Origin of the sequence: Dactylosporangium sp. CA-139114 (assembly GCF_050955725.1) — a bacterium.
Lineage (GTDB): Bacteria > Actinomycetota > Actinomycetes > Mycobacteriales > Micromonosporaceae > Dactylosporangium.
Window position 1 is genome coordinate 7,205,200 of sequence record NZ_CP192080.1, and the last position, 22,875, is coordinate 7,228,074.

Consider the following 22,875-nt stretch of genomic DNA (forward strand, 5'->3'; position numbering starts at 1 on the left):
CGAGCGCACGGCGATACGGCCGGCGGGCCGGCATGAGGGTCAGCGGGTTCCCTCGGCCGCCTTGGCCTCGACGCGCTGCGTGCATTCGGCGATCAGCGTCCGCAGGGTGCCGGAGAACAGCAACTCGAGCGGAAACTCCACCGCCAGCGCGGACTGCACCGCGGTAAGCAGCTGCACGGCCGCGAACGAGTGGCCGCCGGACTCGAAGAAGGCGTCGTGCGGTGCGGCGCTGTCGGTCCCGAGGACCTCGAGCCAGGCCGCGGTGACGATCTGCTCGACCGGGTTCGCCGGGTTCATCCGGCCGCCTTCCGGGCCCCGGGCGGCCGCAACCGTACCGGCAGCGACTCGACGCCCCACATGAAGTTGGAGCGCATCATCCGCACCGGGCCGGTGAGCTCCGCGGCCGAGACCTTGGCCAGCAGCACCCGCAGCAGCACGGCAAGTTCGACGCGGGCCAGCGCGGCGCCGATGCAGAAGTGGCTGCCCAGGCCGAAGGCGAGGTGCCGGTTGGGCCGGCGGGCGAGGTCGAGCGTGTTCGGGTCCGCGAAGAACGCCTCGTCGCGGTTGGCCGACGGGTTCCACAGCGCGACCCGCTCGCCCGCCCGGACCAGCCGGCCGCCGACCTCGGCGTCGCGGCGGGCCACCCGGACCATGTGCATCGCGGGGCTGCAGTATCGCAGGATCTCTTCCACGGCGGTGTCGACGTCCACGGCGCCCTCGCGCAGCCGCCGCCACTGGCCGGGGTGGCGGATCAGGGCCAGCAGCCCGCCGGCCGAGGCGAGGCGGGTCGTCTCGTTCGCACCGAGCAGCAGGCCGTTGCAGTTCATGATGATTTCGGTGTCGGTCAGCGCCTCCCCGCCGGCCCGGCCCTGCGCCAGGGCGCTGACGATGTCGTCGCCGGGCGTCACACGGCGCCGCTGCAGCAGCTGGGCGTAGTGCAGGAAGATCCGGGTGTTGGCCTCGGCGCTCTCGACCGGCGTGACCGGGCAGCCGCTCGGGCCCAGGGACGCGCCGAAGGCCTTGCTGGTGAGCCGGGTCAACCGCTCGTGCTCCTCCAGCGGCACGTCCATGAGGTGGCAGACGATGACGGCGGGCAGAATCGCCGCGACCTCGCTGACGAAGTCGGCCGAGCCCCGCTCGATCACCCGGTCCACCAGCGGTTCGAGCACCCGGCGCATGGTGTCCTCCAGGGCCGCCACCCGCCGCGGGGTGAAGCCGGAACTCATCACCCGGCGCAGCTTGCCGTGCCGAGGTGGATCGGTGACGATCATCATCTTCCCGGCGGCGGCGTCGATCGCCGGCGGGGCGGAGGTCAGCCGGATGCCACGTTCGGAGCTGAAGGTGTCGCTGTCTCGGTAGACCTGGACCGCCGGCGCGTGCGTCATCACGACCCAGAAGCCGCCACCGGGGTGGAACGCGTTCCAATGCACCGGCGCCTCCCGGCGCAGCCGCTCCCATACGGGCAGCGGATCCCCGTCGGCGTACAGGTCCGGGTCGGCCACGTCGACCGGTACCGGCACCCGGTCGGCGGTCGCCTCGCCGGCCCGGGTCACGGCGCAACCTCGACGGGCAGGCTCTTGAACTCGAGCATGAAGTTGGAGCGCAGCCGGACCGGATCGCCCGCGAGCACCAGCCGGCCGGGCCGGGCCCGCAGGCCCTCCAGCAGGATCCTCAGCCCCGAACGCCCGACGGCCGCGCCGATGCAGTGGTGGGGTCCGCTGGCGAAGCCGAGGTGCCGGTTGGGGGTCCGGCCGATGTCGAAACGGTCCGGATCCACGAACTGCTCCGCGTCGCGGTTGGCCGAGGCGATCCACAGCGTCACCGCGTCACCCTCGCCGAGCTCGACATCGCGCACCCGGACCGGCCGGGTGACCGTCCGCTGCACGTATGAGGCGGTAGAGGTCCACCGGACGAACTCCTCGACCGAGGTCGGCACGAGGCCTGGATCGGCGCGCAGCCGCTCCCACTGCGCCGGGTCGGCCATCAGCGCCACCAGCCCGCCGCTGGCGCTGTGCTGGGTCGTCTCGTTGCCGCCGATCACGAGGTTCATCAGGTTGAACAGCAGGGCGTCCTCGTCGAGGGGTCGCTCACCGGGGGCCGGGGTGAGCAGGCTGCTGACCGCATCGTCGCCGGGATGCCTGCGCCGCTCGTCGATCAGGTCGAGGAAGAAGCCGAAGATCCCTGTCTGCGCGGCGGCCAGCCGCCGGGCCTCGTCGGGGATGCCGCCGTGGAACTCGGAATCCCGGTAGCCGATCATCGCGCGGGTCAGCCGCACCAGCCGCAGCGCGTCCTCGGGCCCGATCGCGAGCTGGGCGATCAGCGCGGCGGCCGGCAGCTCGACCGCCACCTCCGCCGCGAAGTCGCCGCCACCCGCGGCCCACAGCCGATCCAGCGCGGCGCCGACGCGACGGACCACCTCGGCGTTGACCCGTTCCAGCATCGACGGGGCGAACAGCCGCTGCATCCGCCGGCGGAGCATCCGGTGCCGGGGCGGGTCGGAGGTCACCAGCATCCGGCCGGCGGCGGTGTCCACGCCGTTGCGGTAGGAACCGCCGATGACGGTACCGTGCTCAGAGCTGAAGGTCTCGAAGTCGCGCAGCGCGGCCAGCACGTCGACGTAGGTGGTGAGCGCCCAGAAGCCGCCCGACCCGGTAGGGTTCCAGTGCACCGGGGCCTCCCGGCGCAGCCGCTCCCAGAGCCGGTGCTCGGTGCCCTCGACGAACGCGTCGGTGTCGTTGAGGTCGACGTCGATCGTGGTGGCCGGCTGTGCTGTCACGCCGTCTCCGCCTTCCCCAGCGCCGCGTCGACCGCGAGCGCCATGTCCCGCATCACCGTGTTCTTCAGGACTTCCTCCAGGGTGATACCGGGGGCGAGCTCCCGGGCGACGCGGCGGGACAGCCGGAAGGCCAGCATCGAGTTGCCGCCCATGGCGAAGAAGTCATCGCCGGTGCTGATCCATTCGGCGCCGAGCAGCTCCTGCCAGGCGCGCGCGAGGTACCGCTCGCTGTCGGTGTGCGGGGCGACGTAGTCGGTACGGTTGCGGTCGCGGTCGGCGAGCAGGGTGAGAAGGGCCGCGGCGTCGCGCTTGCCGTGCGGCGTCGCCGGGATCTCCTCCACCTGCACGAACTCGGCCGGCACCTGATAGTCGGGCAGGTGCTCTTCGGCGTGACCGCGCAGCTCGGGCAGGGTCAGTTCGCCGCACAGCACCACGAACGCCACCAGCCGGCGGTCCTGCCCCTCGCCCTGCGGCAGTACCGCCGCATCCACGACGCCGGCCCGGGCCATCAGCGAGCGCTCCACCTCACGGGGCTCGACCCGGTAGCCCCTGATCTTCACCTGGTTGTCGTTGCGGCCGAGATACTCCACCACGCCGTCCGCGTCGCGGGTGACCACGTCGCCGGTGCGGTACATCACGGAACCGGGCTCGCCGAACGGGTCCGGCAGGAAGCGCTCGGCCGTCCGCGCCGGGTCGCCGAGATATCCCCGGGTAGTCGCGGCCCCGCCGATGTACAGCTCGCCCGGGGTGCCCGGTGCCACAGGGTCCATCGCGGCGTCCAGGACGTACAGCGCAGCGCCGTCCAGAGCCCGGCCGATCGGCACGCTCACCGCGTCCGGCGCGACCGCCGTGATGTCGTGGGCGGTGACCGCGGTCGTCGCCTCGGTCGGGCCGTACAGGTTGGTCAGCCGGCCCTCGAAGGCGCTGTCCAGCACCTCCCGGCAGGCACTCGGCCGGATGACGTCCCCGCCGGTGAGCAGCAGCCGCAGCCCGGCGAAGACGCCGGCGTCCTCGACCGCGATCGAGTTGAACGCCATGGTGGGCGCCAGCAGCACGCTGATCCGCCGGCGGTGCAGCTCGCGCTCCGGGTCCCTCTGCACCAGGTCCGGGACCGACGGCATCATGACCAGCTCGGCACCGGCGGCGAAGGCGCACCACAGCTCGTAGTGGAAGGTGTCGAACGAGACGTTGGCCACCTGTGCCACGCGGTCGCCCGCGACGATCTGCGGCAGGACCGGGTTGAGCGCGAAGTGCACGAGGTTGCGATGCTCGACCACGACACCCTTGGGCGTGCCGGTGGATCCGGACGTGAAGAGCACGCACGCCGCGTCCTCGCCGGCCGCGACGGGCAGCGGGGCGGGCTCATCAGCGGGCTCGCCGGACTCATGGCCGCACGCCAGGGTCGCGATGCCGGGGCCGGGCGCGTCCCGCTCGTCCGCGCCGACCAGGGTGACCCGGGCACCGGCGGCATGCAGCATCAGGTCGCGGCGCGCCTTCGGGTAGCGCAGGTCCACTGCGGTGTACGCGGCGCCGGCCCGCAGCGCGGCGAGGATGCCGATCACCAGGTCGACGTCGCGCTGCCGGTGCACACCGACGCGTTCCTCGCGCCCGACCCCGACCCGCACGAGCGTACGCGCCAGCCGCGCCGACGCCCGGTCGAGTTCGGCGTAGGTGAGCCGGCGGCCGGCGTCGTCGGACACCGCGGGCCGGTCCGCGTGCCGGTGCACCGACTCGGCGAAGAGCGCCGTGATCGTCTGCGTCGCGCTCGTCTTCACGGTTGCTGCAATCCCTTTCACGTCGGGAACCCCTCGGCGATCACCTCGAGCAGGTCATCGCCGCCTTGCCGGTAGGTGTACTCGTCGCCCTCCAGCACGATGGGGTCCACCGCGCCGTACCGCGTCCACTCCCCCATCTGCTCCGGCCGCACGTGAGGGTCCGCCGACCAGCCGATCGTGGTGATGCGCAACGCGGGATCGGCCGGCCCCACGGGCGGCGGCGGGACATAGGCGCACGTGAGCTCGATGTCGGGACGCAGCACCCGCACCGACAGGGCCAGCAGCTCGTCCGGCGGCTCCGGCTCATCCCGCAGGCGGCAGCCCAGGCGCAGTTCGGCGAAGTACTCCTCGTCGGTGGTCTCGGGCGTGAACGGGCCCGACGGGCCGCCGCCGAAGCGGCCGCCCCGGTGCGGCGCAAGGCACGACGACACGAACAGCCGTTCGGGAAGACGCCGGCCCCGCGCGGCGATCTCCCGCGTCAGCGCGTAGCTCATCCGGGCACCGAGGCAGTGCCCGAAGAACGCGTACGGCCGGTCGAGCAGCGGCTCCAGCGCATCGGCCCCGCCGGCGGCAAAGGCATCCATCGACGTGTACGCCGGCTCGCGCATCCGGTTCTCCCGGCCGGGCAGCTGCACCGGGCAGACGTCGATCTCGCCGACGCGGGTCGGCCAGTGCCGGAACAGGGCGGCGCCCAGGCCGGAGACAGGCAGGCACAGCAGCCGCGCCGGCGCATCCGGGTCCGGATCGCGAATCAGCCAGCGGCGACCAGCGAGCGCGGCGGTCATGCCGGCGTCCGTCCGACCCCGGCGGGCCGGGCGTCAATCCAGTGCTCCGCGATCCAGGCGAGGCAGCCGGCACGGTCGCGCTCCGGCCCAAGGGCCTCCCAGCCCGGCGGCACCGGCTGGTGCGCGGGCCAGATGCTGTGCCGCCCCGCCGCGTTGCGCACGACCAGCCAGGCGGCCGGGGTCGTCGTCTCTGTCTGCATGGAGGCCTCGCTCGGTGTCGGCACGGGAGCCCTGGTGCGGCCAGGCTAGGCGGCGGTTCGGCAGCGCAACGGCACCTCGCGGGGCAGAACAGCGGCAGATGGCGCAAGCTGCCGCACAGTTGCCGCCCGCGATGCCGACCGGGTGCACACCCGGACTCCTACCCTGCTTGCCGTGGCCAGCCCCAGCCTGTCGATGCAGGAGACCCAGCACGTGCTGTGCGAAATCTGGTCGGGAATGTTCGGCATCGAGGTCCGGCCCGACGACGACTTCTTCGACCTCGGCGGCAATTCCCTGCGGGTCGTCGACACGGTCATCGCGGCCCGCCTGCGCGGCATCAGTCTGCGCAGCTCGGCGGTCTTCCGCCACCCGACCCCGGCTCGGCTCGCCCGGAGCCTGACCGCGGACGCCGCGCAGTGACCGGCGGGCAGCGCATGCCGAACGGCCTGATCGTGCACGGCTGCAACCGCAACGAGACGCAGTACCTGTACCAGGAAATCTTCGAGGAGCAGATCTACCTGCCGCGCGACGGCGCCGACCTCGGCCCCGCACCGGTCGTCTTCGACGTCGGCGCCAACATCGGCATGTTCACGCTCTTCGCCGCAGACCGGTGGCCGGGTGCACGCATCTTCGCCTTCGAGCCCGCGCCCGGCACGTTCGAGGTCCTGCGCCGCAACGTCGGGCGCCGGCCCGGCGTCCGTGCGTGCAACATCGCGCTCGGCGACCGCCCGCAGCAGCGGGACCTCATCTTTTATCCGCGGTACACGATGATGTCCGGCTTCGACGCGGACCCGGCCGCGGACCGGGCGCTGGTGCGGGCGTACGTCGAGAACATCGCCGCCGCCCAGACCGACGAGCGGCGCCGGCAGGTGCTGCTGGACGAGGTGGACGAGCTGCTCGAAGGACGCTTCGACGAGCCGCAAACCATCCCGTGCACGGTCGAGCGGCTGGACACCGTCGCGGCAGGCCTCGGCGTCGAGCGGATCGACCTGCTCAAGGTCGACGTCGAGGGCTTCGAGACGCAGGTGCTCGACGGCGTCGGCGAGACGCTGTGGCCGCGCATCCGCCACGCCGTGGTCGAGGTCGAGGGCCGCGACCCGCAGCTCGCCGCGGTGCTCGACCGGTTCGCCCGGCACGGCCTGCGGACAACCGTCGAGCAGCCCGCCGACTACCGGGGTACCGAGGTCTTCACCGTCTACGCCGCCCGGACCGCGCCGTGACCGGGTCCACGCACTCGCCGGGCTACCTCCGTCTCGCCACCGGCGGCCGGCTCGTCGATCGGCGCTGGCTCGCCCGTCCGCGCCGGGTCGCCGACCCGGCCGCGCGCGTGATCTGCTTCCCGCACATCGGGGCCGGCGCCGCCGTGTACAACGACTGGCCTGATCGCTTCGACGCGGACGTGGAGGTCTGCGCGGTCCGGCTGCCGGGCCGCGAGAACCGGCTGGACGAGCCGCACGTCGAGGAGCTGCCGGCCCTCCTGGACCTCCTCGAGCCCGCGCTGCGACCGGTACTGGACCGGCCGTACGTGTTGTTCGGGCACTGCTCCGGCTCGTACCTGGCCTTCGCGCTGACCCGGCGGCTGCGCGACACGGGCGGCCCCCTGCCGGCCCGCCTCGTCGTGTCCTCGATCGGCGCGCCGGGCGCGGCCCCGGCGGGCGAGCCCCGGCATCTGCTGGGCCGTGACGCCCTCTTCGCACAGATTGCGCAGTTCGGCGGGATCGCGCCGGCGGTCCTGGACGACCCCGACCTGATGGCGATGTTCGAGGACGTCATCCGGGCCGACTACCGGCTGGTCGAGCGCGCGGTCTTCCCGCCCGGCGCGCCGCTGGATCTTCCCCTCGACGTCGTCGGCGGCCGGGACGACGCCTACGTCGGCTTCCCGGAGCTGGCGGCCTGGCGCCACGAGACGACCCGGGGGTTCACAATGCACCTGCTGCCGACCGGCCACTTCGTCCTCGACGAGTCGGCCGGGATCGTCGCGGACCTTGCGGCGCGGCCGTGAGCGCGCTGTTCACGCTGCCCGCGGCCTGGCGCACGCCAGCGGACGGCGACCACCACGCCGAAGTCGGCCTGGCCGGCGGCCTCCCCCGGCTCGCCGACGCCTGCGGGGCCGAGCCGGGTCCGGTCCTGCTGGCCGCGCACCTCAAGGTCCTGAGCATGCTCAGCGAGGAGCCCGTCTTCGACGCCGAGGTCACCGGCGGCCCGGACGCCGCGACGGCGCGGTACCGGGCGGCGGCGACCTGGCGGGAGCTGGTGACGCGCACCGCGACGACGGCCGCGCACGCCGGGGCCGACGCGCCCCGGCCCGCCGACCGGGTGCTGTTCGGGCTCGCGTCCACCGGGCCGGAGCCGGTCGGCCAGGGGTTCGGGCTGGTGGTCACGGCCACCGGCGACGGTCTGCGAATCCGGGCCCGCGGCGTGGCACCCGATTATGTCGAGGGCCTCGCCGCCATGTACCGCGCGGTGCTCACCGCCATGGCCGCCGATCCCGGCGGCGACGCCCGGGCCGCGTACCTGCCGCCCGATGAGCGCCGCGCCGTGCTCGGCACCTGGAGCACCGGGCCCGTGTCCGACCGCGGGGCTCACACGACCGCCGCCCTGGTCGCGGCGCAGGCGGCCCGGACGCCCGGCGCGATCGCCGTGCGGCTCGCCGGGGCGGCGCTGACCTATCGGGAGCTCGACGAGCGCGCCAACCGCATCGCCCATCACCTCCTCGCCCTCGGCGCCCGGCCGGAGTCGCTGGTCGGGGTCTGCCTGCGGCGCACCGCCGACCTGCTGCCCGCCCTGCTCGGCGTCTGGCGGGCCGGGGCGGCCTTCCTGCCGCTCGATCCCGACCTGCCACCGGCCCGGCTGCGCGTGCTCGTGCAGGGCGCGGCGAGCCAATTGGTGGTCACGGCCGGCGGCGGTGTGCCGGACCTCGGTGGCGGTTGCCGCCTGATCCGGCTGGACGACGAGCGGGCCGCGATCGACACACGGCCGCCGTCGCCGCCGCCCGTCGCCGCAGACCCCCGCCGGCTCGCCTACGTGATGTACACGTCGGGCTCGACGGGGGCGCCGAAGGGCGTGATGGTCACCCAGGCCGGCCTGGCCAACTATCTGCTGTGGACGGTCGAGGCCTACGCGGCCCGCGGCGGCGGCGGCTCCGCGTTCTTCTCCTCGATCGGCTTCGACCTGGGGCTGCCGAGCCTGCTCACCCCGCTGCTGACCGGGCAGGCGGTCCATCTGCTGCCCGATCCGCTGTCCCTGGCCGAACTGGGCGATCTGCTCGCCGCCGGCGCGCCGTACGCCTTCCTCAAGATGACGCCGGGCCACCTCGACCTGCTGAGCCTCGATCTCACCGCCGAGCAGATCCACGGGCTCGCGGGCATCGTCGTCGCGGCCGGTGACGCCTTCACCCGCGAGCTGGCCCAGCGGTGGATCGACTTCGCGGGGCCCGGCGGCACCGTCGTGGGGACCGAGTACGGGCCCACCGAGATCACCATCGGCAACTCCGGCTGCCCGGTGACCGAGCCGCCGGCGACGGACCTGGTGCCGCTGGGGGTGCCGATCCCCAACACCACGATGTACGTCCTGACCGAGCGGCTCGAGCCGGTGCCGGTCGGCGTGCCGGGCGAGGTGTACGTGGGCGGCGCCGGCGTGGCGCGGGGCTACCTCGGCCGGCCCGCACTCACGGCCGAGCGGTTCCTGCCGGATCCGTACGGGCCGCCCGGCTCTCGGCTCTACCGCACCGGCGACCAGGCCCGCTGGCGCCCCGACGGCACGCTGGAGTTCCTCGGGCGGCTCGACCATCAGGTGAAGATCCGGGGCTACCGGATCGAGCTGGGCGAGATCCAGGCGCGGCTGCGCGGCCACCCGCATGTCGAAGAGGTCGTGGCCGACGCCTGCGGCGAGGGGAGCAACCGGGCCCTGGCGGCGTTCGTGGTACCGGCCGCCGGCTGCCCGGTCGATCCGGCGGCCCTGCGCGCGCACGTCGCCGCCGCGCTGCCCGGCCACATGGTTCCGGAGATCGTGATCGCCGTCGACCGGATCCCGTTGACCGCCAACGGCAAGGTCGACCGGGGCGCGCTGCGCCGGCGGCTCGCACCGCAACCGTCCACGCCCGCCTGACGAGAGGCCGCATCGTGTCCGTTCTTGCCGCGCCCGGCGACGTCTTCCCGCCGTCGGCGGCGCGTGCCGTCGACCTCACTGAGGACGAGCGGTCGGCGGTCGGCTCCGCCGCCGACGAGTTGACCCGCTCGTCGTCCGGGCTGCTCGACGATCCGGACTGGCTGGGACACGCCCGGCACCTGAGCTGCCGGCTGCCGTACCGGCTCCTCGCGGCGCTGCGGCACTTTCGCCACGACGCCGGACCGCATGGCACGCTGCGGATCGGCAACCTGCCGATCGACGCCGCCCGGCTGCGCGACACACCGTCGGCGCGGGACTCGGTCGAGCGCGACGCCACCGGCCCGGCCGCGGTGGCGATGCTGCTCGGCCAGGCGCTCGGCGAGGTGATGGCCTTCCGCGACGAGAAGGCCGGGGCGCTCGTCCAGAACGTCGTGCCGGTCCGCACGCTCGCCGCGTCGCAGAGCAACGCCGGTTCGGTACCGCTGGAGCTGCACACCGAGAATGCGTTCCACCCGCACCGCCCCGACTACGTGGGGCTGCTCTGCCTGCGCGGCGACCGCGACGGCCGGGCGGCCACCCTGCTGTCCTGCGTGCGCAGGGCGCTGCCGCACCTCGACGCGGCGGCCATCGCCGTGCTGAGCAGCCCCCGGTTCGTGACGCAGGCGCCGCCGTCGTTCCGTGCCGGCGCGGCCACCGCGCCACACCCGGTGCTGGGCGGCGGGTCCGATCCGGAGCTGCGCGTGGACTTCCACGCGACCGCCGCACTCGACGGCGAGGCGCGCTCGGCGCTCGACCTGCTCGGGGCCGCGCTGCTGAAGGCGGGGACGTCGCCGGTGCTGCGCCCGGGCGAGATGATGTTCCTGGACAACCGCCTCGTCGTGCACGGCCGCAGCACCTTCACCCCCCGCTACGACGGGCGGGACCGCTGGCTGCACCGCATCTACGTGCACCTCGACAGCCGGCGCGGCATCGGGCACCGCATCGGCCCTGGACCGGTCCTGGCCTGACTATGCCGGTCGGCCGGCGAGCGTGCCGAACGATCCCAGCCGGGCCCGCCGCACGCCGGACGTCATCGCCTCGGCCAGTCGCGGCACCTGGTCGAAGAGGAAGAAGTGGCCGCCCGGCCAGCAGTGGTACTCCACGGGCGCGGCGCAGTGGTGGCGCCAGTCCTCGACCATGGAGCGCTCCGTCAGCGGGTCCTGGTCACCCCAGAAGACCGACAGTGGTACCCCGAGCCGGTTGCCCGGCACGAATTCGTAGGTGTCCACCACGGCGAGATCCTGGCGCAGCACCTTGACGATGTAGTCCACCGTCGCCTCGTCGTCCAGCATCTCGACCGGCGTCCCGCCCACCTGCCGGATGAATTCGACCAGCCGCTCCCGCGGCCACCGGTCCCTGCGCTGCGGGAAGCGCCGTCGGACCAGCGCGGGGCCGGGCATCGCGGAGACACCGAGCCAGGCGGGTGGGGTGCCGGCGCGCTCCAGGGCCCGGACCAGCTCGTAGGCGACCAGCGCACCGAGGCTGTGCCCGAACACCGCGAACCGGCACGCCTCGGCCTCGGCGAGGATCAGCGGCAGCAGCTGCGCCACCGCGTCCGCCGTACCGATGCAGGGCGCACGGTCGATGGCGGAGCCCCGGCCCGGCAGCTCGACGGCGCGCAGCCGCCAGGCGGGCGGGAAGTGCCGGGGAAACTCGGCGAAACTCGCCGCCGACCCGCCGGCGTGGTGCAGCAGGAAGCAGGTGACCGGCCCGGCGTCCGGCCCGTTCCAGGCCGCGCCGGCGCGGCTGTCCAGGGTTCGCAGCAGCACGGCGGATCAGGCCACATCGTGCGGGGCGGTCGGGGCGGTCGCGCGGCTCACCGCGCCGGCCACGGCGAGGCGGACGGCGGACTCCTCCTCGGGGTGCGTCGCCACGCCCCAGACCGTCTCGCCGGCCACGACGCATTCGGCGTAGGCGACGGCCACGGACCCGTCCGGCAGGCGGTGGCCCGCGACCGACGCGACCGTCACGGCGTGCGGCCGCCCGTCGACGAGGACGTCGGCGACGCCGTCGCGGATCGCACCGGTCAGGCGGACCCGGTCCGAGGGACGCAGGTACTCCCGCGCGAACAGGTCCCAGACGGCGGCCGCGTCGAACTGCGCGGTGTGCTCGACGGTGTGCCGCTGGACGATCCGGGAGAACTCGACCTGCAGCGGGCGCGGCAGGTCGAGGCCGACCGCCGTCCGGAGCAGGTACGCGACCCCGCCCTTGCCCGACTGGCTGTTCACCCGGATGACCGCCCCGTAGGACCGGCCGACGTCGAGCGGGTCGATGGGCAGATACGGCACCGCCCACGGCAGCTCCGCGGCCGGGCGCCCGGCCGCCGCGGCGTGCTTGTCGAGCGCGTCCAGACCCTTCTTGATGGCGTCCTGGTGCGACCCGGAGAACGCGGTGTAGACCAGCTCCCCCGCGTACGGGTGACGGGGGTGCACCGGCAGGCGCGTGCACTCCTCCACGACGCGGCGGACCTCGTCGATGTCCGAGAAGTCGATCATCGGGTCGATGCCCTGCGAGAAGAGGTTCATGGCCAGCGTCACCAGGCACACGTTGCCGGTCCGTTCGCCGTTGCCGAACAGGCACCCCTCGACCCGGTCCGCCCCGGCCAGCAGCGCCAGCTCCGCCGCCGACACGCCGGTACCGCGGTCGTTGTGCGGGTGCACCGACAGGCAGACGTGCCGGCGCCGGGACAGGTTGCGGTGCATCCACTCCACCTGGTCGGCGAAGCCGTTGGCGGTCGTGCACTCGACGGTGGCGGGCAGGTTGAGGATGATGGGCCGCCCGTCCTCGGGCCGCCACACGTCCATGACCGCCTCGCAGACCTCCAGCGCGTAGTCCGGCTCGGTCGCGGTGAACGACTCCGGCGAGTACTCGAAATGGATCCGGCCGCCCTCGTGCCGCTCGGCGAGGTCCGTGCACAGCCGCGCGGCCTGCACGGTCAGTCCGAGGATCGCCTCGCGGCCGGCGTCGAACACCACGCAGCGCTGCACCGGCGAGACGGAGTTGTACAGGTGAACGACCGCGCGCGGCGCGCCCCGGACCGCCTCGAACGTCCGCTCGATGAGTTCGGCCCGGGCCTGCGTGATCACCTGGATCGTCACGTCGTCGGGGATGAGGTCGCGCTCGACGAGCTCGCGGACGAAGTCGAAGTCGATCTGGCTGGCCGAGGGGAACCCGACCTCGATCTCCTTGAAGCCGAGCCGGGTGAGCAGGGTGAACAGCCGATGCTTGACCGGGACGCCCATCGGCTCGACCAGCGCCTGGTTGCCGTCGCGCAGATCGACCGAGCACCACAGCGGGGCCCGCTCCAGCCGCCGGCCCGGCCATCGCCGGTCGGGCAGATCGGGGGCGGTGAACGGGCGGTACCGGTGCGCGGGCAGGCCGCTGGGCCGCTGCACCGTCCCCGTGAGGTGTCGTCCCGCCGCATCAGACATCTGGTGGCCCCTTACCCGTCGCTTCCCGATGGCTCGTCCCCGGTGCGCGGGCTGATCCGCAGCGCCGGTCGCGCCCGGCGGCCCAGCGGAAGGTGCCGGGCCAGCTCCGCGGGCGTCGGGTGCTCGAACACGATCAGCAGCGGCACCTCGGCGTGGCACTCTTGCCGGATCCGGTTGACCAGCCGGGTGGCGAGCATCGAATGGCCGCCGAGCTCGAAGAAGTCGTCGTCGGCGCCGATCGGATCGCGCTGCAGCAGCTCGGCGAACAGCGTGCGGAGCAACCGCTCCACCCGTGCCCGCGCGGCCGCCTCCTCGGATGTCACCGCTCGCCACCTCGTCCCGCAGCCGCCTGTCCGGTGCGACAGTAGGCGCCGCGGGCGCCCCGGCCCGGCAATGCCGGCGGCAGACGGACGGCGGCTTCGGCGACGTGGGCCGCGGGCGCGAACTGCCCCCCATCCGCCCGCGCTGCTGCCTGCGGTCCCCGGCGCCGCCCCTAGCCTGGACGGGGTGCGCGGTGTCACGCGGACCGGCTGCCGAAGGGACGAGTCGATGGCATTGGCCCTACCCGCCGTGGCGAGCGGCGCGCCGAGCGCCGGCGGCGACCGGCCGGCTCCCGCGCTCGAGGTCCTGCTCGCCTCGATGGCGTCGGAGTCGCACACCTGGGGCCTTGTCTACCTCGAGCTGCTGCTCACCGAGTGGGGGCACCACGTCACCAACCTCGGCCCGTGTGTGCCCGACCGGATGCTCGTCGAGGAGTGCCTCGCCCGCCGCCCCGATCTGCTCGTGGTGAGCAGCGTCAACGGGCACGGCTTCGACGAGGGTGCCAGGGTCGCGGCCGCCCTGCGCCGGCACGCGGCCCTGGCCGGCACCGCGATGGCCATCGGCGGCAAGCTCGGCACCGACCTCGGGGACCTCGACGCGGGCGCGGCGCGGCTGCTGGCGGCCGGCTTCGACCTGGTCGTCACGGAGGACGATCTGGACCGCTTCCGCGCGTTCGTCGGCGCGCTGTCCCCCGCCATCCGGCGTTGACCGTACCGGCCGGCGACTCCTTCGGCGCGTACGTGCGGCGGGCGCGCGGGGCCGGGCAGCTCGTCGTCCAGCCCCGTATGGGCTTCAGCGACCCGGCGGCCATGCGCGCCGGGCTGCTGGCGGTGCGCGCAGCTCCGGTCACCGCGGCCGGGACGGTCACCGTCGACAGCTACACGCGTCTGGGGCTGCACGGCGAGGCCCGCCGCGCGCTGAACGCCGGCGTGCCGCTCAACGGGTACCCGATCGTGGCGCACGGCGGGGCCGTCAACCGGTCCATGCTCGCCGGCGTGCCGCGCCCCGGCTTCCCGGTCCAGGTCCGGCACGGCTCCGCGCAGCCGGGTGCGATCGTTCGCGCGATGCGCCACGCCGGCCTGCACGCGACCGAGGGCGGGCCGGTCTCCTATTGCCTGCCGTACGGACGCGTGCCGCTGCGGCAGTCGATCGCCAACTGGGAGCGGGCCTGCGAGCTGCTCACCCGGGCACCGGACGGCGACACCCAGGCCCATCTGGAGACCTTCGGCGGCGGAATGATGGGGCAGCTGTGCCCGCCCGGCCTGCTCGTCGCCACGAGCATCCTGGAGGCCCTGTTCTTCCGCCAGCACGGCCTGCGCAGCGTGTCGCTCAGCTACGCGCAGCAGACCAGCCCGGCCCAGGACCGGCTGGCCGTGCGGGCCCTGGCCGTTCTCGGCGCCGAGCTGCTCGCCGACATCGACTGGCACATCGTCGTCTACGCCTACATGGGGCTGTACCCGCGGACCGGGGCGGGCGCGCGGCGGCTGCTGCGGGCGGCGGCCGCGCTCGCGGTGCAGACCGGCGCGGCGCGGCTCATCGTCAAGACGACCGCCGAGGCGCACCGGATCCCGACCGTCGCCGAGAACGTCGAGGCGCTGCGGATCGCGTCGCTGGCCGCCGCGCGCGTCCGGGACACGCCTGCCGCACCGCAGACCGCGGAGAACGAGGTCCTGCGCGAGGCCCGGACCATCGTCGCGGCGGTGCTCGGCCTGCACGATGACGTCGGCCGCGCCCTCCTGCGGGCCGTCACCCGCGGCCACTTCGACGTCCCCTACTGCCTGCACCCCGACAACCACGGCCGCACCCGCAGCTACGTCGCTCCCGACGGCTGGCTGCGGTGGTCCCGGGTCGGCGGCATGCCCATCGACCCGCCGCCCGGCCCGGCCGCCAGAGCCGGGACAACCGCCGCGCAGCTGCTCACCAGCCTGTCGTACACGCGCGACACGTTCGACGCCGCCGGTGCCAGCAGGCCCACCGCCACCTCCCGGAGAGCAGGAACGCCATGATCGCACCCCCGCCCGATCCGCGCGAGCATCTGCGGCGGCCGGACACCCGCTCGACCTTGCTGATCCAGCACCAGATCCTCGTCGCCGCCCGGCGCTACCTGACCGGGCAGGGCTTCACCGAGCTGCTGGCCCCGATCATCGGTCCGGTGACCGATCCGGGCAGCCGCGGCGCCAAGCAGGTCGACGTGGACTACTACGGCCACCGGTACAAGCTGATGACCAGCGCCATCCTCTACAAGCAGGCGTCGCTGCTGGCCTTCGACAAACTCTTCTACGTCGCGCCGAACGTGCGCCTCGAGCCGCCCGAGACCAGCGCCACGGGCCGGCACCTGGTCGAGTTCCACCAGATTGACGTGGAGATCGCCGGCGGCGGCCGGGACGACGCCATGCGGGTCGCCGAGGAACTGCTGCGGCACGTGACCGCCGGCGTCGTGTCCGAGCTCGGCGACGAGCTGGCGGCCCTCGGCCGTGACCCCGGCAGTTTCACCGACCTGCTGCACAATCCCTTCGAGCGGATCCCCCACGAGACCGCCGTCGCGGATCTGCGGCGGCTCGGCCACCCGCAGAGCGCCGACGCGGAGCTGGACTGGACGGGTGAGCGGATGCTGTCGGAGAAGGCCGCCCGGCCGTTCTTCGTCACCGCCTATCCGAAGGGCTCCCGGGGCTTCTACGACCGGGAGGACCCGCGGCGGCCCGGCGTCCTGCGCAACTTCGACCTCATCGCGCCGGAGGGGTACGGCGAGCTGGCCAGCGGCAGCGAACGTGAATCCGAGTACGCCCGCCTCGTCGCGCGCATCCGCGAGACCGGCGAGAATCCGGCCAAGTACGGGTGGTATCTCCGGCTGGCCCGCGACGGCATCCCGGCCAGCGCCGGCTTCGGCCTGGGCGTGCAGCGGCTGACCCGGTACCTGGCCGGCCGCGAGGCGATCTGGCAGGCGAGCGCCTACCCCAAGCTCCCCGGGGTGGTATCGCCGTGACCCTCACGGCCGGCGGGTTCCCGGCGGAGCAGGTGCGGCGGCGGGCGCGCGAGGGAATCGCGGCCGCCTTCCCGGACCGGGGCGAATACGGCAAGGTGCTGTTCGGGGCCGTCCCCGGCGCCGGCCCGGCCCCGGACGGGCTCGACGCCCTGCGTCTGGTGCCGCCGGTGTTCATGCCCGACCGGCTGGCCAAGCTCGTCGAGCTGGCCCGGGAGCCCAGGCCCGACGACGTCCGGCTGGAGACCGAGATCGGCGGGCTGCGATCGCCGCTGCCGCTGTTCGTCTCCGCCTTCGGTTCGACCGCGGCGGCCGGCCTGGGGCGCGGCGTCGCGATCGCCCGTCAGGCCGGGCGGCTCGGGCTGCCGATGGTCGTCGGGGAGAACGTGGTGCCGGTCAACGGCTACGGCCGCCTCGGCCCGGCGAGTGACGACGATCTGCGCAGCCGGGTGCGGGCATACGCGCGGGAGGTCCCGGACCACACCGGGGGCGTGGCGGTCCAGCAGAGCACCGAGGACGCCGACGCCGAGGTGTGGAACCTGGTCTACAGCGATCCCGCGGTGCAGCCGCTGCTGGAGTCCGGCCGGCTCGCCTTCGAGCTCAAGGTGGGTCAGGGCGCCAAGCCGGGGCTGGGCGGCCTGACGGTCCTTCCCGCGGCCACGGCGGACCGGGGCTCCCGGTTCGCGACCCTCACGCTGGCCGGCGACGACGTCCTGCGCTGCGCCAGCCCGGGCACCTTCACCGAGGAGATCCTCCGCCAGCAGGTCCGGCTGATGCGCAACAACTACCCGCGGGCCCGGGTCTGGGTCAAGCTGCCGCCCGGGCGCGACGTCGGACTTGCCGCCGCGACCGCCTGGCGGGCCGGGGCCGACGCGGTGACCGTCGACGGCGCCGAGGCCGGCACGGGGTGGGCTCCGACCGGGTTTCTCGACCAGGTCGGCCTGCCGCTGGCCGAGTGCCTGCGCCGGATCCGGCCGGGCGGCTCGTGCCTGCTGGTCAGCGGCCGGATCTGGGAGGGCGCCCGGGCCGTCAAGTGCATCGCGCTCGGTGCCCGGGCGGTGGGGCTGGGCCGGGCCGCGCTGCTCGCGGCCGACGAGGATCCCGAGTCCGGGCTTGAGCGTTTCGCCGCCTGTCTGGCCTTCGAGCTGCGGTTACTGGTGAGCGCACTGGGGCGATACGACGCCACCGACGTCGCCGCTGAGGACCTGTGGCCCGCGCCCGGGAATAACCCCGAGCCTGGCATTGACTAAACTTGTCACCGGAGCGAGAGGCGCTGCAACGGGTCGATCACCCGCCACGCTCGCACCGATGGACACGCCAAGGGCGCCCTTCCAGCACAAGGAAAGGCATAGCGTGCGTACCTCGTCAGACGCGCTACACGATCTCCTGCGCCGCAGGATCGCCGTCCTGGACGGCGCCTGGGGCACCATGCTGCAGGGCGCCCGGCTCACGCCGGACGACTACCGCGGCGATCGGTTCAACGATCACTCCCACGACGTCACCGGCGATCCCGATCTGCTCAACCTCACCCGGCCCGACGTGATCCTCGACATCCACCGGCAGTATCTGGCGGCGGGCGCCGACATCACCACGACCAACACCTTCACCGCGACCCGGGTCGGCCAGGCCGACTACGGCCTGGAGGCCCTGGTCCCGGAGATGAACGTGCGCGGCGCCCAGCTGGCGCGCCAGGCGGCGGACGAGTTCGGCGGCCGGTTCGTCGCCGGGTCCGTCGGTCCGATGAACGTCACGCTGTCCCTTTCGCCCCGGGTCGAGGATCCGGCGTACCGTGCGGTCACCTTCGACGAGGTCGAGTCGGCCTACGCCGAGCAGATCGCGGCGCTGGCCGAGGGCGGGGTCGACCTGCTGCTCATCGAGACGATCTTCGACACCCTCAACACCAAGGCGGCGATCTCGGCCGCGCGCTCGGTGGCGCCCGACCTGCCGCTGTGGATCTCGGTCACGATCGTGGACCTCAGCGGCCGCACCCTGTCCGGGCAGACGGTCGAGGCGTTCTGGCGCTCGATCGAGCACGCCCGTCCGCTCATCGTCGGGGTCAACTGCTCGCTCGGCGCGCAGGAGATGCGCCCGCACGTGGCGGAGCTGTCCCGCATCGCCGGCACGTACGTCGCCGCCCACCCCAACGCGGGGCTGCCCAACGCCTTCGGCGGCTACGACGAGACTCCGGAGCAGACCGCGGCGTACCTCGGCGAGTTCGCCGAGTCGCACCTGGTCAACGTCGTCGGCGGCTGCTGCGGCACCACTCCCGCGCACATCGCCGCGGTCGCCGCCGCGGTCCGCCCGCAGGCGCCCCGCCCGACCCCGGCCGCCGCGCCGGCCACCCGGTTCAGCGGGCTGGAGCCCTTCGCGATCGGGCCGGACACCGGCTTCGTGATGATCGGCGAGCGGACGAACGTCACCGGCTCCAAGCGCTTCCGCCGGCTCATCGAGTCCGGCGACTTCCAGGGCGCCGCCGCGGTGGCGCTGGAGCAGGTCCAGGGGGGCGCCAACCTCCTCGACGTCAACATGGACGCCGACCTGCTCGACAGCGAGGCGGCGATGACCAGGTTCCTGAACCTCATCGCCACCGAGCCGGAGATCGCCCGCATCCCGGTCATGATCGACAGCTCGCGCTGGAGCGTCCTGGCCGCCGGCCTGAAGTGCCTGCAGGGCAAGGGCGTGGTCAACTCGATCAGCCTGAAGGAGGGCGAGGCCCCGTTCCTCGAACAGGCCCGCACCATCCGCCGCTTCGGGGCCGGCGTCGTGGTGATGGCCTTCGACGAGGAGGGACAGGCCGACACCACCGAGCGCAAGGTGGCCATCTGCGGCCGGGCCTACGACCTGCTCGTCGGGGCGGCCGGCTTCGCGCCCGAGGACATCATCTTCGACCCCAACGTCCTCGCCGTGGCGACCGGGATCGCCGAGCACGACAACTACGCCAAGGCGTTCCTCGACGCGCTGCCGCTGATCAAGCAGCGCTGCCCCGGTGCGCGGATCTCCGGCGGCATCTCCAACCTGTCGTTCTCCTTCCGCGGCAACGACACCGTGCGGGAGGCCATGCACGCGGCGTTCCTCTTCCACGCGGTACGGGCCGGCCTGGACATGGGCATCGTCAACGCCGGCCAGCTCGCGGTCTACGAGGACATCCCGCGAGACCTGCTCGAGCTGGTCGAGGACGTGCTGTTCGCCCGGCGCCCCGACGCGACCGACCGGCTCGTGACCTTCGCCGGGACGGTGACCGGGTCGGGCCAGCGCCGCACGGTGGACCTGGCCTGGCGCGACGCGCCGGTCGGCGACCGGCTGTCCCACGCGATGGTGCACGGCATCGTCGAGTTCATCGAGGAGGACACCGAGGAGGCCCGGCAGATGGCGGCCCGGCCGCTGGAGGTCATCGAGGGCCCGCTGATGAGCGGCATGAAGATCGTGGGTGACCTCTTCGGCGCCGGGAAGATGTTCCTGCCGCAGGTGGTCAAGAGCGCGCGGGTGATGAAGCGCGCGGTGGCCTATCTCGAGCCGTTCATGGAGGCCGAGAAGGAGCAGGCCGAGCGCGACGGCCTCGGCACCGGCCGGCAGCGCCCGAAGATCGTCCTGGCGACCGTCAAGGGCGATGTGCACGACATCGGCAAGAACATCGTCGGCGTCGTGCTGGGCTGCAACAACTACGAGGTTCTCGACCTGGGCGTGATGGTACCGGCGGCGAAGATCCTCGACACGGCCGTCGCCGAGGGCGCCAACGCGATCGGTCTGTCCGGGCTCATCACGCCGTCGCTGGACGAGATGGTCGACGTCGCCTCCGAGATGCGACGGCGGGGCCTGGCACTGCCGCTGCTGATCGGCGGCGCGACCACCTCGCGCCAGCACACGGCGGTCCGGATCGCCCCGGCCTACCCCGGCTCCACGGTCCACGTGGCCGACGCGTCGCGGGTCGTCGGGGTCGTGGCCGAGCTCTTCGACAAGGACCGCGTGGCGGACGCTGACGCCCGCAACCGGGCCGAGCAGGAGCGGTTGCGCGATCAGCACGCCGGTCGGCGGCACACCCCGATGCTCGATCTCGGCCGGGCGCGGGCCAACCGGGAGCGGGTCTCCTTCGACGAGTTGCCCGTCCCGGCGTTCACCGGGCTGCGCAACGTCGAGCCCGACCTCGAGACGCTCCGGGAGCTGATCGACTGGCAGTTCCTCTTCCTGGCGTGGGAGCTGACCGGGAAGTACCCTGCAATCCTCGACCAGCCGGCCGCGCGGGAGCTGTTCGAGGACGCCAACGGGATGCTCGACAAAGTCATCAAGGATCGGTCGTTCACGGCGCGCGGTGCGTTCGCGATCTGGCCCGCGCACGCCGAGGGCGACGATCTGGTCCTACGGCCGGACGGCACCGGCCCGCAGGTGCGGCTGCCGATGCTGCGCCAGCAGACCGAGAAGCCGGACGGCCGGCCCAACCGCTGCCTCGCCGACTACGTCGCCCCGGCCGGCGACCACCTCGGAGGCTTCGCCGTGGCCATCCACGGCGCGGATACGCTGGCGGCGCAGTACGAGGCAGCCGGCGACGACTACAGCGCCATCATGGTCAAGGCCCTGGCCGACCGGCTGGCCGAGGCGTTCGCCGAGTACATCCACCTCGAGGCGCGACGCACCTGGTTCGAGCCGGACGCCCAGCCGGTCGTGTCGGACCTGCACGCGGAGCGGTTTCGCGGCATCCGGCCGGCGCTGGGCTATCCCGCCTGCCCCGACCACAGCCCCAAGCGCACGCTCTTCGAGCTGCTCCAGGCGGACAGCCTCGGCCTGGGCCTCACCGAGTCGTTCGCGATGACCCCGGCGGCGAGCGTCAGCGGCCTGATCTTCGCGCACCCGCAGTCGCGGTACTTCACCGTGGGCCGCCTCGGCCGCGACCAGATCGAGGACTACGCTCGGCGCCGCGCGAGCAGCGTCGCCGAGGTCGAGCGATGGCTGCGCCCGAACCTGGCCTACGACATCGCCGGGTAGCCGCGCACCGGCCCGTGGCGACGGCCCCGACCGACGGGGCCGTCGCCACGGGCCGGGTCCGGTCCTAGGCGTGGCGTTCGAGCGCGGGCACGCCGTCGGCCGCGAGCAGGCACCGCACCAGGTTGAGCACGGTGAAGCGCTGTTCGCCGCCGCCGGCCGGCTCCACGGGGCGCACCAGCCCACGCGTGCACAGGGCGTAGATCCGGTTGACCGAGGTGACGAGCGAGTCCCCGATGCGCTCCAGGGCCTGCTCGAGCGTCCACGGGCGGCGCACCGCGGCCAGCCGGCGCAGCACCTCGGCGTCCCACGGCTCCAGTGCGCAGACGGTGCCGCGCAGGGCCTCGGTCAGGCCGGTCCCGGTCTCCGCGCGCTGCGCGATCAGCCGCAGCGGGTCCCGGCGGGTCATGTCCAGGAGGCGGACCGGATCATAGAGGAGCATCCAGGGCGCCACCGATTCGAGCGCCGTCGGGATGCCGTCGAGATACCAGCAGATGCCGGCGAGCGCGGTCGCGATCTCGTGGTCGACCGCCGCGTCGGGCCGCAGCTGCTCGTACTGCGAGAGCAGCAACTGCAGGGCCGGATAGCGCGCGGGATCGGTCTCCGCGACGCCGAACTGCCACTCCGGGACGGCCAGCGGCAGCACCGGGAAGACCGTGCTGCTCGGCTCGGCGGGCGCCTCCCGGGACTCGCACAGCACCCGCAGGCCAGGGCAGCGCAGCAGCAGCATGCGCAGCCGGTTCTGCACGGTGCGGTCCAGGTTGGTGCCGACGACGATCAGCGAGATCCGGGTGTCACCGACCGCGTGGGCCAGCTCGTCCAGGACCGGCTCGCCGCGCAGCAGCACGCGCAGCCCGGCCCCCAGCCGGTCGGGCGAGGCGCGGTGCGGTGCGGGCGGAACCCGCTCGTCGTGGTCGAGCCAGACGGCCGGGATGCGCCCCCGCAGGTGCAGCTGGACGGCGACCTCCTGGCCGAGCCGCGTCTTGCCGACCCCGGCGACGCCGACGGCGGTGATCATCCGGTGCCCGCTCGACTCCAGTAGCGTGACCAGCGACGACACGTCCCGCTCGCGCCCCAGCAACGGGCTCAGCGGGGCCGGTGGCGGCACCAGGTCGCCCGCGAGCCACTCGCCCGTGCTCACGGCCGCCTGCTCGAGCGCGGCCCGCCGCGGCCCGGTGAGCCGCAGCGCGTCGGCGAGGAGCCGGACCGTCTCGCGGCGCGGGCTGCGCGTCTGATCGAGCTCGAGGTCGCGGATCGCCCGCACGCTCACCGTCGACAGGTCGGCGAGGTGCCGCTGCGTCATGCCGGCCTGCGTGCGCATCCTTTTCAGTAATATGGCGAATCGACCCATTTCTTTCCCGTCCGTCATTCCCATCCCCCGGTTTGGAACATTGACGAAATCGGAACCCGACGACAACACTGGCGTCTTGGGTCCGGAAATCCCGCGAGCCAACCCATCGCCGGGCATTTCCGTGTCGCTATTTCCGCA

The 22,875-nt window shown here is 73.6% G+C and carries 20 protein-coding genes and 1 riboswitch; of the genes, 10 read left to right on the forward strand and 10 right to left on the reverse strand.

Annotated elements, in window-relative coordinates; genetic code table 11:
• Positions 1–39: 39 nt before the first annotated feature.
• The 6 genes from ACQP2P_RS32205 to ACQP2P_RS32230 are packed head-to-tail and all read right to left on the reverse strand — an operon-like array spanning position 40 to position 5,536.
• On the reverse strand, positions 40–297 hold the full coding sequence (locus ACQP2P_RS32205) for a phosphopantetheine-binding protein (protein ID WP_433607218.1): 258 nt from the start codon (positions 295–297) through the stop codon (positions 40–42).
• Positions 294–1,553 (reverse strand): cytochrome P450, encoded by a 1,260-nt coding sequence (locus tag ACQP2P_RS32210; protein WP_433607220.1) that lies wholly within the window; start codon positions 1,551–1,553, stop codon positions 294–296. The genes ACQP2P_RS32205 and ACQP2P_RS32210 overlap by 4 nt, the downstream gene beginning before the upstream one ends.
• A complete protein-coding gene (locus ACQP2P_RS32215) occupies positions 1,550–2,776 on the reverse strand; it encodes a cytochrome P450 (protein WP_433607222.1) in 1,227 nt (408 codons plus the stop codon). Before ACQP2P_RS32215 ends, ACQP2P_RS32210 begins: the two co-directional genes overlap by 4 nt.
• Positions 2,773–4,551 carry a non-ribosomal peptide synthetase gene (locus tag ACQP2P_RS32220; protein ID WP_433607224.1) on the reverse strand — a complete coding sequence of 593 codons (1,779 nt, stop codon included), beginning with the start codon at positions 4,549–4,551 and terminating at the stop codon, positions 2,773–2,775. The genes ACQP2P_RS32215 and ACQP2P_RS32220 overlap by 4 nt, the downstream gene beginning before the upstream one ends.
• A gap of 17 nt (positions 4,552–4,568) precedes the next feature.
• Entirely contained in the window at positions 4,569–5,336 is a 768-nt protein-coding gene (locus ACQP2P_RS32225) for a thioesterase II family protein (protein WP_433607226.1), read from the reverse strand.
• Positions 5,333–5,536: an MbtH family NRPS accessory protein gene (locus ACQP2P_RS32230; RefSeq protein ID WP_433607228.1), complete on the reverse strand. Its 204-nt coding sequence runs from the start codon at positions 5,534–5,536 to the stop codon at positions 5,333–5,335. The genes ACQP2P_RS32225 and ACQP2P_RS32230 overlap by 4 nt, the downstream gene beginning before the upstream one ends.
• Positions 5,537–5,708: 172 nt before the next feature.
• On the opposite strand from ACQP2P_RS32230, the gene ACQP2P_RS32235 reads away from it, so the two are divergent.
• From ACQP2P_RS32235 to ACQP2P_RS32255, 5 genes are read left to right on the forward strand one after another with little or no spacing between them, the layout of a single operon-like run.
• Entirely contained in the window at positions 5,709–5,954 is a 246-nt protein-coding gene (locus tag ACQP2P_RS32235) for an acyl carrier protein (protein ID WP_433607230.1), read from the forward strand.
• A gap of 14 nt (positions 5,955–5,968) precedes the next feature.
• Complete coding sequence (locus ACQP2P_RS32240) at positions 5,969–6,754, forward strand: FkbM family methyltransferase (RefSeq protein ID WP_433607232.1); 786 nt, start codon at positions 5,969–5,971, stop codon at positions 6,752–6,754.
• A complete protein-coding gene (locus tag ACQP2P_RS32245; RefSeq protein ID WP_433607234.1) occupies positions 6,751–7,536 on the forward strand; it encodes a thioesterase II family protein in 786 nt (261 codons plus the stop codon). Before ACQP2P_RS32240 ends, ACQP2P_RS32245 begins: the two co-directional genes overlap by 4 nt.
• Positions 7,533–9,641 carry an amino acid adenylation domain-containing protein gene (locus ACQP2P_RS32250; RefSeq protein ID WP_433607236.1) on the forward strand — a complete coding sequence of 703 codons (2,109 nt, stop codon included), beginning with the start codon at positions 7,533–7,535 and terminating at the stop codon, positions 9,639–9,641. The genes ACQP2P_RS32245 and ACQP2P_RS32250 overlap by 4 nt, the downstream gene beginning before the upstream one ends.
• A gap of 14 nt (positions 9,642–9,655) precedes the next feature.
• On the forward strand, positions 9,656–10,648 hold the full coding sequence (locus tag ACQP2P_RS32255; protein ID WP_433607238.1) for a TauD/TfdA family dioxygenase: 993 nt from the start codon (positions 9,656–9,658) through the stop codon (positions 10,646–10,648).
• On the opposite strand, the gene ACQP2P_RS32260 is transcribed toward ACQP2P_RS32255, so the two are convergent.
• From ACQP2P_RS32260 to ACQP2P_RS32270, 3 genes are read right to left on the reverse strand one after another with little or no spacing between them, the layout of a single operon-like run.
• Positions 10,649–11,449 carry a thioesterase II family protein gene (locus ACQP2P_RS32260; RefSeq protein ID WP_433607240.1) on the reverse strand — a complete coding sequence of 267 codons (801 nt, stop codon included), beginning with the start codon at positions 11,447–11,449 and terminating at the stop codon, positions 10,649–10,651.
• Between the two features lie 6 nt (positions 11,450–11,455).
• On the reverse strand, positions 11,456–13,111 hold the full coding sequence (gene leuA / locus ACQP2P_RS32265) for a 2-isopropylmalate synthase (protein ID WP_433607242.1): 1,656 nt from the start codon (positions 13,109–13,111) through the stop codon (positions 11,456–11,458).
• Positions 13,112–13,122: 11 nt separating this feature from the next.
• Entirely contained in the window at positions 13,123–13,434 is a 312-nt protein-coding gene (locus tag ACQP2P_RS32270; protein ID WP_433607244.1) for a phosphopantetheine-binding protein, read from the reverse strand.
• A gap of 226 nt (positions 13,435–13,660) precedes the next feature.
• Here ACQP2P_RS32270 and ACQP2P_RS32275 point away from each other — a divergent pair, with 226 nt between their 5' ends.
• The 5 genes from ACQP2P_RS32275 (at position 13,661) to metH (ending at position 21,389) form a co-directional block, all read left to right on the forward strand.
• The gene (locus tag ACQP2P_RS32275; protein WP_433607246.1) at positions 13,661–14,140 is read left to right on the forward strand and encodes a cobalamin-dependent protein; all 480 of its coding nucleotides are present in this window, start codon (positions 13,661–13,663) and stop codon (positions 14,138–14,140) included.
• The gene (locus ACQP2P_RS32280) at positions 14,137–15,438 is read left to right on the forward strand and encodes a methylaspartate mutase (protein WP_433607248.1); all 1,302 of its coding nucleotides are present in this window, start codon (positions 14,137–14,139) and stop codon (positions 15,436–15,438) included. The genes ACQP2P_RS32275 and ACQP2P_RS32280 overlap by 4 nt, the downstream gene beginning before the upstream one ends.
• Positions 15,435–16,415, forward strand: a complete 981-nt coding sequence (locus ACQP2P_RS32285) for an asparagine synthetase A (RefSeq protein ID WP_433607250.1) — start codon at positions 15,435–15,437, stop codon at positions 16,413–16,415. Before ACQP2P_RS32280 ends, ACQP2P_RS32285 begins: the two co-directional genes overlap by 4 nt.
• Positions 16,412–17,662, forward strand: coding sequence for a glutamate synthase-related protein (locus tag ACQP2P_RS32290; protein ID WP_433607252.1), 1,251 nt, complete (start codon positions 16,412–16,414; stop codon positions 17,660–17,662). The genes ACQP2P_RS32285 and ACQP2P_RS32290 overlap by 4 nt, the downstream gene beginning before the upstream one ends.
• A 9-nt stretch (positions 17,663–17,671) precedes the next feature.
• Positions 17,672–17,748, forward strand: a riboswitch (S-adenosyl-L-homocysteine riboswitch).
• Positions 17,749–17,765: 17 nt separating this feature from the next.
• Entirely contained in the window at positions 17,766–21,389 is a 3,624-nt protein-coding gene (metH, locus tag ACQP2P_RS32295) for a methionine synthase (RefSeq protein WP_433607254.1), read from the forward strand.
• Positions 21,390–21,453: 64 nt separating this feature from the next.
• Here metH and ACQP2P_RS32300 read toward each other — a convergent pair whose 3' ends face one another.
• The gene (locus ACQP2P_RS32300; RefSeq protein ID WP_433607256.1) at positions 21,454–22,689 is read right to left on the reverse strand and encodes a hypothetical protein; all 1,236 of its coding nucleotides are present in this window, start codon (positions 22,687–22,689) and stop codon (positions 21,454–21,456) included.
• Between the last annotated feature and the right edge of the window lie 186 nt (positions 22,690–22,875).